14 protein-coding genes are annotated in these 13,237 nt (G+C 44.9%); 13 read left to right on the plus strand and 1 reads right to left on the minus strand.

Annotated features, from left to right (window positions below; all coding sequences use genetic code 11):
* Positions 1–94 precede the first annotated feature (94 nt).
* The 7 genes from VJ579_03440 (at position 95) to VJ579_03470 (ending at position 7,352) form a co-directional block, all read left to right on the plus strand.
* A complete protein-coding gene (locus VJ579_03440) occupies positions 95–1,129 on the plus strand; it encodes a HAMP domain-containing sensor histidine kinase (protein HXK38096.1) in 1,035 nt (344 codons plus the stop codon).
* 53 nt (positions 1,130–1,182) lie between these two features.
* The gene (gene trpS, locus VJ579_03445) at positions 1,183–2,196 is read left to right on the plus strand and encodes a tryptophan--tRNA ligase (GenBank protein HXK38097.1); all 1,014 of its coding nucleotides are present in this window, start codon (positions 1,183–1,185) and stop codon (positions 2,194–2,196) included.
* Positions 2,197–2,208: 12 nt separating this feature from the next.
* On the plus strand, positions 2,209–3,606 hold the full coding sequence (locus VJ579_03450; GenBank protein ID HXK38098.1) for an amino acid--tRNA ligase-related protein: 1,398 nt from the start codon (positions 2,209–2,211) through the stop codon (positions 3,604–3,606).
* A 93-nt stretch (positions 3,607–3,699) separates the two neighbouring features.
* A complete protein-coding gene (locus VJ579_03455) occupies positions 3,700–4,470 on the plus strand; it encodes a segregation/condensation protein A (protein ID HXK38099.1) in 771 nt (256 codons plus the stop codon).
* On the plus strand, positions 4,463–5,317 hold the full coding sequence (scpB, locus tag VJ579_03460; GenBank protein ID HXK38100.1) for an SMC-Scp complex subunit ScpB: 855 nt from the start codon (positions 4,463–4,465) through the stop codon (positions 5,315–5,317). Before VJ579_03455 ends, scpB begins: the two co-directional genes overlap by 8 nt.
* A complete protein-coding gene (locus VJ579_03465; GenBank protein ID HXK38101.1) occupies positions 5,307–6,254 on the plus strand; it encodes a serine hydrolase in 948 nt (315 codons plus the stop codon). Before scpB ends, VJ579_03465 begins: the two co-directional genes overlap by 11 nt.
* Positions 6,255–6,383: 129 nt before the next feature.
* The gene (locus tag VJ579_03470) at positions 6,384–7,352 is read left to right on the plus strand and encodes a hypothetical protein (protein HXK38102.1); all 969 of its coding nucleotides are present in this window, start codon (positions 6,384–6,386) and stop codon (positions 7,350–7,352) included.
* A 224-nt stretch (positions 7,353–7,576) separates the two neighbouring features.
* Here the strand turns inward: VJ579_03470 and VJ579_03475 are convergent, their stop codons facing one another.
* Entirely contained in the window at positions 7,577–7,843 is a 267-nt protein-coding gene (locus VJ579_03475) for a hypothetical protein (protein HXK38103.1), read from the minus strand.
* 131 nt (positions 7,844–7,974) lie between these two features.
* Here VJ579_03475 and VJ579_03480 point away from each other — a divergent pair, with 131 nt between their 5' ends.
* The 6 genes from VJ579_03480 to VJ579_03505 all read left to right on the plus strand — a co-directional run bounded on the left by VJ579_03480 (position 7,975) and on the right by VJ579_03505 (position 13,167).
* Positions 7,975–8,886, plus strand: coding sequence for a CAP domain-containing protein (locus tag VJ579_03480; GenBank protein ID HXK38104.1), 912 nt, complete (start codon positions 7,975–7,977; stop codon positions 8,884–8,886).
* Between the two features lie 95 nt (positions 8,887–8,981).
* The gene (locus tag VJ579_03485) at positions 8,982–9,641 is read left to right on the plus strand and encodes an NlpC/P60 family protein (protein ID HXK38105.1); all 660 of its coding nucleotides are present in this window, start codon (positions 8,982–8,984) and stop codon (positions 9,639–9,641) included.
* Positions 9,642–9,815: 174 nt separating this feature from the next.
* Positions 9,816–11,408: a VanW family protein gene (locus VJ579_03490; protein ID HXK38106.1), complete on the plus strand. Its 1,593-nt coding sequence runs from the start codon at positions 9,816–9,818 to the stop codon at positions 11,406–11,408.
* Positions 11,409–11,449: 41 nt separating this feature from the next.
* Entirely contained in the window at positions 11,450–12,181 is a 732-nt protein-coding gene (locus tag VJ579_03495) for an ElyC/SanA/YdcF family protein (protein ID HXK38107.1), read from the plus strand.
* Positions 12,181–12,774: a 2'-5' RNA ligase family protein gene (locus VJ579_03500; GenBank protein HXK38108.1), complete on the plus strand. Its 594-nt coding sequence runs from the start codon at positions 12,181–12,183 to the stop codon at positions 12,772–12,774. Before VJ579_03495 ends, VJ579_03500 begins: the two co-directional genes overlap by 1 nt.
* A gap of 63 nt (positions 12,775–12,837) precedes the next feature.
* Positions 12,838–13,167: a hypothetical protein gene (locus VJ579_03505; GenBank protein ID HXK38109.1), complete on the plus strand. Its 330-nt coding sequence runs from the start codon at positions 12,838–12,840 to the stop codon at positions 13,165–13,167.
* The last annotated feature ends 70 nt before the right edge of the window (positions 13,168–13,237 follow it).

Raw genomic sequence — 13,237 nt, forward strand, 5'->3', positions numbered from 1 at the left:
ATGCGATACGCATCGTGTATTTTTTTAATTGTCTATGGCCGAAAACCTATGACCTCTCACCTGCATTTGCATACTTCATGTTATAATATTGCACATGGGAATATTTACGCGAGGAATGATCGGCGTACTTGCACTACAAATGATGATAGGCGCGATGATTTTTTTCGTCACACGCGACCAAAATATTCGCTTACTTTCGATGTCATTTTTGTTGACGATGCCAATCATTATTCGCTTAGTACAGCGTACGCTCGCGCAGACGATGAATGACGAACGAAGACTTCGTGATCTTTCTCGCAGTCTCTCAAATAAAAATTGGGAACTCGCGCGTAGTAATGAACAGTTGCGCATTGCGAGTGAACATAAGAGTGAGTTTATGTCTATTGCGTCACACCAACTTCGCACGCCGCTAACAGCACTTACTGGCTATCTTTCGATGATCCTCGAGCAGGCATATGGTCACGTACCAATAGAGCTTAATATGCCGATTGCTCGCGCACATCAGTCATCTGTTCGGTTAACAAATCTCGTGAATGAATTGCTCCGTATCACTCGAATTGAGCAGAATGATCTCGTGTATGATATTACACCTGTTGATGTGGTGAATTTGGTGCATGATCTTATTACTGAATTTACTGAAAAAGCTCAGAAGCGGAATCTTAAACTATCACTGAATGTTGTTCCTCGAGAGACTCCGTACACGGCACTTGCAGATGAGCAGAAGCTTCGTGAGGTGTTACATAATATTATTGACAATGCGCTTATATATACACCAGAAGGCAGTGTGACTATTACCGTAAGCCAGGGAGATCAGAATACTATCATCATCGCAGTTGCCGACACAGGCATTGGTATTGCTCACGAGGATATTCGCATGCTCTTTGCTAAGTTCCAGCGTGGTGAGCGCGGAGTGAAGCAATTTGCTGATGGTTCGGGTCTTGGACTCTATATTGCGAAGAAACTTATCATGGGCATGCGCGGTAAGATATGGATTGATTCTGAGGGGCCAGGAAAAGGCGCAGTCTTTAGTATCGAACTACCTGCAGAGGGGAGTCCGATTGCGATTAGGCCACAAAAAGTTTCTCCGCCACAGCTTGAAGAGACAATAACTCCAAACATCGCACAGTAATGTGCGATTGTTTATTATTAGACGGAAGCTCGATTTTTTGCTAGTATTACCCTATGAAAAGCCAGGAATTAGGCACTATTTTGACAGGTGACCGACCGACAGGAAAGCTCCATTTGGGGCATTTTGTAGGCTCTATTGAGAACAGGCTGGCTCTGCAAAAAGAGGGTGCATCATTTTTCTATATGATTGCGGATGCACAGGCGCTGACTGATAATGCTACAAACCCAAAGAAGGTTCGAGATAATGTGCTCGAAGTTGCGCTTGATAACCTTGCTTGCGGAATTGACCCTAAGAAGACGACGATGTTTATTCAGTCACAGATTCCTGAGATTGCAGAGCTCGCAATGTATTTTCAGAATCTTGTAACTGTTTCTCGATTGAAGCAGAATCCAACTGTCAAAACAGAGATAAAACAGCGAGGGTTCGGAGAGAGTATTCCTGTTGGATTCTTGGCTTATCCTATATCACAAGCAGCTGACATCCTTGCTTTTGGCGCATCAAGAATACCAGTTGGTGCAGATCAGCTTCCAGTTCTTGAGCAAGCAAATGAGATTGTTGATAGTTTCAATCGTATCTATGGCAATACGTTCACTCGAATCAAAGCAATTACGGGTGAGCATGGACGCCTTATGGGTATAGATGGAAACGCAAAGATGAGTAAGTCATTGGGCAACGCAATTTTTCTTTCTGATACTGCAAAGGAGGTTGAGCAGAAGGTGATGCAAATGTATACTGATCCACTCCATATTCACGTTAGTGATCCAGGCGAAGTGAAAGGTAACGTTGTCTTTGCTTATCTTGATATTTTCGACTCGAATAAAGAAGAAGTCGCCGAACTGAAGAAACAATACAAGAAGGGTGGACTTGGCGACGTTGTACTTAAGAAGCGACTTGCAAAGGTGCTGAATGAACTTCTTGAGCCGATTCGCAATAGACGTGCAGAGCTTGCAAAAGATCCGCAGGCTGTAATGGCTATTCTTGAGAAAGGAACTGCTGTCGCGCGCAAGAAGGCCCAAGCTGTCCTTGGAGAAGTGAAGACGAATATGCATATCAACTATTTCGCATAAAAATATACGACTATGAAAAGAACTCTCATAAAAGATCTGAAAGAACACATTGGTGAAGAAGTGTTTATTGAAGGGTGGGTAGACGTCCGCAGAGACCAAGGAAAGCTTATTTTCATTGATTTCCGTGATGTTTCCGGAAAGGTACAGGCAGTTGCTCTGCCTTTCAATAAAGATGCACATGCAGTGGCAGAAAAAGTTCGTTCCGAATGGTCCCTGTCCATCAAGGGTAAAGTGAATGCGCGTCCTGAAAAGAACGTAAATGCTGACGAGGTGAATGGTATGCTTGAAGTGGAATTGCTTTCTATTGACGTATTGAATGAGTCAGTAACTCCTCCATTTGACGTACGTGGATCAGGTATGGATATTGGCGAGGATGTGCGATTGCGCTACCGCTATCTCGATTTACGTAGGCAACGTTTACAGAAGAATATTGAGATGCGTCATAAGACTGCGCTTTTTTTGCGAAATCAGCTTGATGCACAAGGCTTTAAGGAAATAGAGACACCAGTCTTGACGATGGCTACTGCAGAAGGTGCACGAGACTATATTGTGCCTTCACGCGTCGAGAATGGTAAGGCTTTTGCACTTCCTCAGTCACCGCAGCAGTATAAGCAGCTCCTTATGGCTGCTGGTTTTGAGCGTTATTTTCAGTTTGCTCGTTGTTTCCGTGACGAAGATCTTCGTGGGGATCGCCAGCCTGAATTTACTCAGCTCGACCTCGAGATGTCATTTGTGGAGCGCGAGGATGTTCTTCGCTTAAACGAAGATTTGCTCATTGCAATTGTCAAAGAGCTTTATCCTGAGAAGAGAATCCAGCAAATTCCTTTCCCTCGCTTATCCTATAAGGAGGCTATGGAGAAGTACAATTCTGATCGCCCTGATATACGCGAAGACAAGAATGACCCCAACCTGCTTGCATTCTGTTGGGTAATTGATTTCCCATTCTTCGAGAAAACAGACGAAGGTGGATGGACATTCACGCACAACCCATTTAGTGCAGCGATGCCTGAATTTCGCGAGCAACTTCTCGCGGGCACGGATGTCGAAAAGATCATTACAGCGCAATATGATATTTGTCTCAATGGTTTTGAGATAGGTGGCGGTTCGATTCGCAATCATAATCCAGAGGCATTAAAAGCTGTATATAAGATAATGGGTTATACCGAGGAGGAAACACAGCAGTCGGTTGGTCATATGCTTGAAGCGTTTGCTTACGGTGCACCACCACATGGTGGTATTGCTTGGGGATTTGATCGTCTTATTGCATTACTACAAAATGAGCCAAATATTCGCGAAGTCATTGCATTTGCAAAGAATGGCGAGGGAAAGGAACTCATGACCCAGAGTCCAAGCCCAATCAAGCAGAAGCAACTACTTGAGCTCGGCTTGCGACTGAATAAGCCACTTTAATCCATAAAACCTCTCTTTACGAGAGGTTTTATGATCCGCAAAAGTGTGGAAAAGTGAGAAAATACGCCATTTTTTATGCTATACTGGTAGTATATGGAAGTTACACTCGGGGAAGCTAAGGTCGATTTTCGTATACAGACAGAACACTTCGAGGGACCACTCGATCTTCTCCTTTCGCTTATCGAAAAAAGAAAATTGTTCATAAGTGATTTTTCGCTTTCTAAAGTTGCAGATGATTATATTTCACATGTACGCTCGTTTGAGTCGTATCCAATGAGTGACGTTGCAAACTTTCTCCTTGTTGCTTCGACCCTAGTCCTTATCAAGTCAAAATCAATTCTTCCAGATCTTAATCTTACGATAGAAGAGGAGCAAGATATCTCAGACTTGAAACGACGTCTTGCATTACATGAGTTATTCCGTGCGCTATCTGAGGTGGTAAAGTCTGAGTATGGTAAGCGCATTATTTTTGAGAAAAGCGCACGTACTCTCCCTCCGCAATTCTTTGCACCTGATGCACAAATGACGCCGGTAGGTATCCATGAAGGCGCAATTAGGGTCCTTGAAGCATTGCCGAAGAAGGTTGCGCTTCCGAAAGCGACAATCAAGAAAGTTGTTTCAATCGAAGAAATGATGAATCGACTTGCTGAGCGTGTTACGGGAGCACTAAAGATGGGATTCAGTCGTTTCGCAAAATATGAGCGAGGCAAGCCTATCTCTCGAGAAGAACGCGTCGATGTTATTGTGTCATTCCTCGCAATGCTTGAGCTTGTGAAGCAGGGCACCATCACTGTTGCGCAGAGTGATGATTGGGGGGAGATAGATATCGAGCCTATTGAGCTCGCAACACCAACATATGGATAATTCATCAAACAAAACACTTTCACTTGCTGCAGCCATTGAGGCCATCTTGTTTTACACTGCGGAGCCAATGTCGTACCGAAAGCTTGCAATTCTCACTAAGACCGACGCAACAATGGTGCGAGAGGCGGCCAAGCAGCTCAGTGAGCGGCTTGCACAGTCAGAAAGTGGAATTCGTCTTATTGAACAGGATAATGAAATTGCACTTGGGACTGCACCTGCAGCAAGTGCGCTCATTGAGGAGATTACACGTGAAGAGATTACGAAAGAACTTTCGAAAGCAGCTGTAGAGACTTTGTCTATCATCTGTTACAAGGGTCCGCTGACGCGTTCAGATATTGATTATATTCGAGGAGTTAATTCGACATTCATCCTTCGCAATCTTCTGGTGCGTGGTATTGTCGAGAAGTTAGAGAATCCAAGAGATGCTCGTGCAGCGCTTTATGGTGCTACTTTTGCGGCTCTGGAATATATGGGCGTCACTCGTAAAGAAGAACTTCCGCAGTACGAGGAGATTCAGGCGCAGCTCGAGGCCTTTGCTAGTGCGCGTTTCACTGAGGATGGTGAGTCAGAGCAATTGGTAGAGAAAACTACCGAAGAAGATATGTCACTTCATGATGCCTCACTCGGAGATGATATGACAGACTCAAAAGCAGAGCTATGTGACTCCGATGGAGATGGAATACTCACTCGAGAGGAGTGTGATCCAGACTTCAAACAGGGAGAGCTCTCTGAAAGTCCAGAATCAACAAATTTAGAAGCTGATATTGCAGAAGAAGATCTGATGGCGCCAGCCTTTGACGATTCCGCTATTGCTGTGCATAATGCAGAAGATGATCATGCAGCGTAATGATTTCAAGCTTATCGTTATTTTTGCCATAGTCGGGTTCCTTATAGGTCCGAAGATTTTTGCGAGTCAGAAGAGTGCACCGAATGAGAAAGAATTGGCAACTCAGCCAGCGGCCATTGCTGCGACATCAAGTAAGCCCGATCCATTCACGGGGATGAGCTTAACTGCCAAAAGTGCTTTTGTTTGGGATATCGCGAGTCAGCGCGTGCTTTATGCAAAGAATGCGCAGTCTCCGCAGACTCTTGCTTCGATAACAAAGATGATGACTGCTGTGGTTGCGCTTGAGTCAACTACTGCAGACGGTGAGGTGACCATCCGTAGTGATGATCTTGCGGTCGAAGGAAGCACTGATCTGCGCAAGGATGAACGTTGGTCACTTAAGGATCTGCTTGCACTTACTCTTGTAGAATCATCTAATCATGGTGCGAGCGCGATTGCAGCTTCTGTGGGTGCTGCGCTCGATTCGAACAAGAACCGAACAAGAGATGAGCAGCGTGATGATTTCGTTGCAGCAATGAATGCGAAATCGAAACAGATAGGCCTTAATTCATTTGCTTTTACTTCACCTTCTGGGCTTGATGCGGGTTCTACTCCCGGTGGATCAGGGAGTGCGCATGATGTAGCAAAGCTCTTCGAGTATATTCTTAGGCATCATAGTAGCCTCTTGCAGTACACGGCTCAACCTATTGTTACGGTTACCTCAAAACAGCATATTGCGCATCGTGTCGCTAACACAAATGAAATTGCTGCTGCAACTCCGGGTATCATTGGGGGAAAGACAGGATATACCGACATGGCAGGTGGAAACCTTGCAATCATCGTCGATATAGGAATACAGCAGCCTGTTGTTATTGTTGCTCTAGGTTCGACGAGGGAGCAGCGCTTCACTGATGTACAAGCACTTCTTGCTGCAGCGAAGCTTGCTATGAATAACTAATATTTAAAGAAGTTTAATATCACTATTATGCCAATAGACGTACTCAAGGTCTTATTGCCCACAACCGTAGCTTTTGTTATCGGAATATTGGGCACACCTATTCTCACTCACTTTTTATACAAGTATAAAATGTGGAAGAAGAAGAGTGTTCAAAATGCAACAGGGGGTGGAGCGGCGACGATTACAGCAAAATTGCATGGTGACGAAGAGCGCAAGACTCCACGTATGGGAGGAATTGTTATTTGGGGTGCAACATTGATTACAACACTGCTATTTGCGGTACTTGCTGTGGCTGCGCCTGAAAGTATATTTGCCAAGCTAACCTTCCTCTCACGCAATCAAGTTTGGCTTCCTCTTTTTACGCTTATTGCAGGAGCACTTTGTGGCCTTATTGATGACTACTTGGTGTGCCACGGTGAGCAGGGGAGTTATGCAGGCGGAGGACTTTCACTTAAAGTCCGCCTCGCATTCGTTGGGCTCCTTGGTGCTATTGGTGCATGGTGGTTCTATACAAATCTCCAAACTGGTGATGCCATTCACGTTCCATTCTACGGCATTATTAATTTGGGATGGTTCTTTATTCCATTCTTCATTTTTTATGTGATTGGAATGTATTCAGGAGGCATTATCGATGGCGTTGACGGTCTTTCGGGGGGAGTATTCTCTGCGATCTATGCAGCAATGGCGATCATTGCTTTTACGCAAGGACAGGTCGATCTCGCGACATTTTGTGCTGTTATTGTCGGTGGACTCCTTGCTTTCCTGTGGTTCAATATTCCACCTGCGCGATTTTTCAACTCAGAGACAGGGACGATGGGTCTCACAACTGCATTGGTTGTTGTTGCATTTCTTGAGCGTGCAGAGATTGCGACACTCATTATTGCTCTTCCGCTTATTGTAACTGCAGGTTCAAGCACTCTACAAATCCTCTCAAAGAAGTTACGCGGTGGTAAGAAAATATTTCTTGTTGCTCCGCTTCATAATCATTTTCAAGCAAAGGGTTGGCCTCCATACAAGGTCACGATGCGTTATTGGGTCGTCTCGATGATGCTCGCGGTTGTTGGGGTTATAGTACAGTTATCTGGGGTGCACATGTAGCCTGAATAGACTTCAACTTATTGTTGGAGTTTTTTCTTGCCCGACAACCTACTGATTCCGCCTCACGGCGTGAGTAGGGCATAGGAATGCCTCGACTATGGCTTTTGCGTCACAAGGGAAGAATATTTCGACTACTAACGTGTAGTGCGAAGAGAAATAAAAACACCCAAGAAGACTTGGGTGTTTTTATTTGGTGTGCTACGTAACTAGGTTGTGAGTCCTTGTTAAATTTTTACGATTTCTTGTGCAAACTTCAGTGCCTTGCGACCACGAGCCGTGAGTGTGTAATTTACTCGTCCACCCGCAATCTCTTCACGCTTCGCAAGGTCATTGAGTACCAATGACTTGAGTGCTCGTGCTAGTGGCACAGGCTTTGCGTTCGTCGCACGCTGTATTTCGATATAACCCATTGTTCGATCTCCAATTGCGATCATCACTGAAAGTACAAACTTTCGGGCGACCACGCGGAGGATTGTATCATTGATTGTCATAAATCATGATTATAGTTAGTAGCATTGATTATGCTATATTATATTATACTATATATTTATATACCATCAAAATCTAGCATGTGGATTACACTATTGCATAAGTCATATATTTATGTTGTAATGTATTCATTATGCTGACCTGGCTTAAGCAACATTTTATCCCACACGAAGGAAACGATCATCGCCCTCATATTCTACGCACCCCCGGTGCGCAGCTGCTGCTTTTCCTTCTACTCGCATCACAGGCGTTCTTCCTCCTCTATAGTTTTATCATTCTGCCAACAAGCAAGCAAGTTGCAGCAGTATTGGTGCCGATACTTATTTCTGAGACGAACAAGGAGCGAACGAATGCCCACCTTAGTGTACTGTCAAAGAATGAACTTCTTATGAAGTCAGCACAGCTTAAGGCAAATGACATGGCAGCGAAAGGTTACTTCGCACATAATAGCCCTAGTGGTGACGAACCTTGGGTGTGGTTCAGGCAAGTCGGATATGATTATCGTTTTGCAGGCGAGAACTTGGCTGTGAACTTCGTTGAATCAAAGGACATCACTGATGCCTGGATGAATTCACCAACTCATCGTGATAATCTCTTGAGTGGTAAGTATACACAAGTCGGTATTGCTACTGCGCTAGGGAAGTATAAGGGTAAAGATGCTATCTTTGTTGTACAGCATTTCGGCACGCCGCTCGCATTTGCTCCCGCACCAAACCCACGCCCTGTTGCTGCAGCAATCGGGGGCTTGAGTACCGCAGCGGGCGAGGCGGTACGCAGGGTTGAGCCACGAGTGCTCGGAGCAGAGAGCGCTGGAACAGTCGAAACGAAAGTTTCTTTCTTGGAAAAGGTCAAAACTCAGCCACGTACGCTGGCACTTGTCATTGAGTTGGCAATTGCGCTAATTGCTTCTACTGCACTACTTCTCGCATTCTTCATTAAGATTCGCGTACAGCATCCAATTATTATCGCCAACGGCCTCATGATTGTAGCAATGACGATTGGTCTCGCATTCATGAATGTGCTTGTGACTCGCGGTTCAATCTAAAAACCACCTTTACGGTGGTTTTTTGTGCGACACATGGGACCAAAAGTCAACAGTACACTGGAATCCTTATTTGATAAGATTGGGTAATCATAATTATGTGGCGTTATAGAATTGGATTTACAGCAGAACAACTCAATGCGAATCTTGGAGTACAAATGTCATTTGAGGACATTTGTCTATTTTTAGACTCTCATGGACTTTCTTTCACGTATGATTTACCTGAGCAGGTTATTCGCTCCGTTATCCCGCAAGTACTTGGAGCAAAGTATAAGAATCCCTCAGTTATGCGAGAGGATGCACCTCAAAGTTTCTCGTGCTCATCGCTGGTGAGCTATCTCTATATACTTGCGGGAATGCCTTGGATGCCATCAATTTCTGTCGACAAGTATGTTTTTGGTGATGTTATAACTGAAGATGAACTTCGTTTTGGAGATTTGATATTTACAAATTCGGGCGAGGGTAGGATATATTACGAAACAATCGAGTGGAAGAAGGGAACTCCCGTGCCCGAAGGTGTTGATCATGTAGGGGTATACATGGGGGATGGAAAAGTCTTGCATGCAAGTAAGAAATCAGGTGGTGTGGCAATTGAAGATCTCTCTATTGCTCCATCTTTTGACCGTATTGTCGGCTACAGAAGAATCGGTGATATCACCAAGAAGCACTTCGCTGTGTTTATACCAGATGAGATGCCCGCATTACGCAATACCGAAGCATTCTTCACTTGGATGTCTCAAAACAAGAAAACGCCCTAGGGTGTTTTTCTTTGCTATACTATATATAGCATGAGACATAGACCGCTAAAGGTAGGCGCGATATTTTCATTCATCATATGCAGTTTTTTGCTGCTGTCTGTTGTGCGCTTAGCTAATGCAAGCAGGATCTTACTTGGTGAAGCAACAAAATACGCACAGGCTTCAATAAGTGTTATGCGCGTTCGAGAGTTGCGAAAGAGTGGTATTCTTGTTCGCCTTCAATTACGTGATGGTTCGATCAGAGAATTAAGTGTCCCTCATGTGTCTCTCGGACTTAATGCAGATGAAAGCTTTGAGTTCTATCGTCTGCCAAGCACTAGGCAGATTATCAATTTTCACCTTTATGGTATTGCGCCGGCTGAGGAGGAGATTGTAAATTCGCACGCCATAACACAGTTTTTTGCCCAATCGCTCTCTGACGTACTGCACGTACCGACTGATGCACATTATGTATACGTAAAGGGAAGTATTCTCGTTGCGGATGATGCACCGGGACAGTCGTTGCCGATTGACGAAATCGTTGCACAAATGAAAGATATTGTGCGACAGCAAGCAGTGAAAACAATCAGCATAGCGAGCGTAGATACTCCTGCGCGAGTGCAATCTGCCAATTTAATGGGTCAGAGGGAACTTGCAGAGATACTACGTAAGAGTCGCGGTTTTCAAGTGTACTCTGGTGAATATGCTTGGACTTTAAGCGGTGCGACATTGTTGCCAATGCTCACGTATGACAGTAACTCGAAATCGCTTATCGTCGATGAGGAAAAGCTTTACGCACATATTAAAACGCTTGCACACTCTCTCATTACCGAGCCTCTCCTTGAGCCGCAGTTTGCCATCAATAATGGTCGTCTTGCTGTTGCGCGAGAGGGAAAGCCGGGTCATGACATAGATGTCCACACTCTTGCAACGAAAATAAATGATTGGATTGCTGCAAAGGCCGCGATGCGTAGTGCGGGGAAGGTGACCGATAAAAGGGAAATGGTTTCGCTTGCCTATCTTACTACTATGCCACGTTATTCTCTTGCTATGCTCAGTGCGCTGAGAATCACTGACTTAGTGGGCACTGCGAAGACGAGTTTCAAGGGCTCATCTGCTGATCGTATTCACAATATTTCTCTTGGGGCAAGTAGAGTTACTGGTTTCCTTGTTCAACCCGGAGAGGAATTTTCACTTGTGCAGAGCATCGGTTATGCAGAAAAAGAAAATGGGTATAAAGAGGAGTATGTCATCAAGGGAGATCGAAGTCGAAAAGAGGCTGGGGGAGGACTGTGTCAGGTTGCGACTACATTCTTTCGTGCTGCATTAGATGCTGGCCTAAAAATTACTGAGCGACATAATCATCGCTATGTTGTGGGGTATTATGGTCCCGGTCTTGATGCGGGTATCTATGCAATTGATCATGATTTTAGATTCATAAATGACTTTGCGTCGCCACTGCTTGTACAAGTGCGAATAGAAGGCACCAATCTCATTGTTGAATTTTTTGGTCATGGTGACAGGCGAACAGCAGTTACTACGAAGCCCTTAATCACAGAAATACTTCCACCGCCGCCTCCAGATTTTCGATTCTCTAAGTCAATTCCATTTGGGAAAACGGAATGCACTGACCATCCTCGTGAAGGGATGACGAGTTATGCTACAACAACAATACGTTATCAAAGCGGAGAGGTCCGTTCAGCACTATGGAAGAGTACCTATGCTCCATGGCCCAAGATATGCCTTATTGGGACAGGTGGCCTTGATATCTACCAACAAGATGACTAAATAAAACGTGCGTTTTCTCGAATTTTCGCTATAATGCGGAAATGAATGAGGTGTCACAAATGAAAGAAGGAACTCCAAGGCACCTGATTATCCAAGGCGTATATACTGTTTTTTTCTTTCTTGTCTTGACACTACTTATCTCTTTCCTTACAACCTTTGTTGCTCGTAATCATATTCATCATGATTATCGCGCTATGCCAAATAGACAGATTGCTGTTGTCTTTGGAACATCACCGTTTGCATCAAGTGGCGAGCCGAATAGTTATTTCATGCTCCGCATGAATACTGCAGCTGGGCTTTTCCACGCTGGAAAGATCAAGCAAATCATCATTACTGGCGATAATAGAGCGGCAAACTATAATGAGCCACGCGCAATGCGCAAAGCGCTTGAGGATCGCGGCGTGCCAAGCGATGTTATTCATGAGGATTATGCTGGTCGAGACACACTCGACTCTGTTCTCCGTGCTCGTGATATTTTTGGAGCAATGGAACCACTTTATATTACTCAACGCTTTCATGCTGACCGAGCGATTGCAATGGCGCTTTGGCATGGAATCCCTGCAGAGGCATATATTGTCCCCGAAACGGGCGGAGTATTCATTCGTACAAAACTCTACACTCGAGAGTACTTGGCACGCATCAAGATGGCAATCGAACTTCTCTCTGGTGCTGTTCCTGCGATAGCAGGAAAGTTTGACCCAGTGCGTCTACATGTGAAAACTGATCTTGCTGCGTCGAGTACTGTTGGGACATCTTCAGTAAAACTCCGATAATGGAAACGAAACGATTATTTATAGGATTAGTCATCGATCAAAAGTTGACTGACGCGATTATGCAGGAAACCATTTCGCTCGAAGGGGGGCTTTGGCGCATTACCCCCGCCTCTAATCTTCATATTACAGTCATATTCTTAGGAGATGTACTTGAAGGCATTATCCCGGACGTGAAGACCATTGTAGAGAATATAGCTTCGAGAACACGTCCATTTGCCCTTACGGGCGGCAGAACTCGCATTATGCAGCCTGATGAGCCTACGATGCTTTGGATGCGATATGAGCGAAATTCGTGGTTTGAGCGACTTGTTGCGGATGCAGAGTCCTGTTTTAAACGTATTGGTACTTGGGAGCGTCAACTTGATCGAAAGCATCGAAAAACTAGAGGAGGGGACCGCTATGCTATTCCACATATTACACTTGCTCGGGTACGTGGTGGAGGCATGCTTGATTCCTTGTTACCCCCAATTGAGTCATCGCGTGCTACGGAACTTTTTATGGCACGAAAGATTGCGCTTTTTTCAAGCCAGTATGACAAGAAAACTGAAGCCGCGCATTATGAGAAACTGGGTGAATGGGACTTGGAAGATTGATGTGACAGTAACAAAAATCTATGCTAGAAATAGCATAGATTTTTGTTATTCAATAGGGGACTTATGTCTCAACGAGTTGTGTATATTTGCGGCAACAGCGGAGGCGGACTCGCAATTGCGCTGCTTACTGCGCTCATTAAGGCGCATTCGAGTGAAGATATAGAGACGCTGCTTGTACCGCTTGAGGAGCCTTTACCTTTACCGGTATTCGAGCTTAGTGCACATCATGAAGGTGCTGCAGACGAACAAGTGCTTATTCCACGCGAAGATCACACGGGATGTACTTTGCGTACTCAGCGTCATAACTCAGTAGCAAGATGGTCCACTAGGAACAAGCTCATACGTTCGCGGAGAGCGCAGAGCATGACACGTCGCTGTAAGCATCGCTATTAGTTTCTCGAGGAGGAGAAGAGCTATGATCATCCCGAAACCTTCTGATTTGCCTGCAAAGGGCTTCTACTAC

It is taken from the genome of Candidatus Paceibacterota bacterium (assembly GCA_035583355.1).
Lineage (GTDB): Bacteria > Patescibacteriota > Minisyncoccia > Phycocordibacterales > UBA6899 > JAJZQJ01.

What these genes read in the sequence shown, in the direction of transcription:
- VJ579_03465 (HXK38101.1), top strand. Translation starts at nt 5,307, where the DNA reads ATGCAGCGTAATGATTTCAAGCTTATCGTTATTTTTGCCATAGTCGGG.
- VJ579_03455 (HXK38099.1), top strand. Translation starts at nt 3,700, where the DNA reads ATGGAAGTTACACTCGGGGAAGCTAAGGTCGATTTTCGTATACAGACA.
- trpS (HXK38097.1), top strand. Translation starts at nt 1,183, where the DNA reads ATGAAAAGCCAGGAATTAGGCACTATTTTGACAGGTGACCGACCGACA.
- VJ579_03480 (HXK38104.1), top strand. Translation starts at nt 7,975, where the DNA reads ATGCTGACCTGGCTTAAGCAACATTTTATCCCACACGAAGGAAACGAT.
- VJ579_03500 (HXK38108.1), top strand. Translation starts at nt 12,181, where the DNA reads ATGGAAACGAAACGATTATTTATAGGATTAGTCATCGATCAAAAGTTG.
- VJ579_03475 (HXK38103.1), bottom strand. Translation starts at nt 7,843, where the DNA reads ATGACAATCAATGATACAATCCTCCGCGTGGTCGCCCGAAAGTTTGTA.
- VJ579_03450 (HXK38098.1), top strand. Translation starts at nt 2,209, where the DNA reads ATGAAAAGAACTCTCATAAAAGATCTGAAAGAACACATTGGTGAAGAA.
- VJ579_03505 (HXK38109.1), top strand. Translation starts at nt 12,838, where the DNA reads ATGTCTCAACGAGTTGTGTATATTTGCGGCAACAGCGGAGGCGGACTC.
- VJ579_03440 (HXK38096.1), top strand. Translation starts at nt 95, where the DNA reads ATGGGAATATTTACGCGAGGAATGATCGGCGTACTTGCACTACAAATG.
- VJ579_03490 (HXK38106.1), top strand. Translation starts at nt 9,816, where the DNA reads ATGCGCGTTCGAGAGTTGCGAAAGAGTGGTATTCTTGTTCGCCTTCAA.
- VJ579_03485 (HXK38105.1), top strand. Translation starts at nt 8,982, where the DNA reads ATGTGGCGTTATAGAATTGGATTTACAGCAGAACAACTCAATGCGAAT.
- scpB (HXK38100.1), top strand. Translation starts at nt 4,463, where the DNA reads ATGGATAATTCATCAAACAAAACACTTTCACTTGCTGCAGCCATTGAG.
- VJ579_03470 (HXK38102.1), top strand. Translation starts at nt 6,384, where the DNA reads ATGTGGAAGAAGAAGAGTGTTCAAAATGCAACAGGGGGTGGAGCGGCG.
- VJ579_03495 (HXK38107.1), top strand. Translation starts at nt 11,450, where the DNA reads ATGAATGAGGTGTCACAAATGAAAGAAGGAACTCCAAGGCACCTGATT.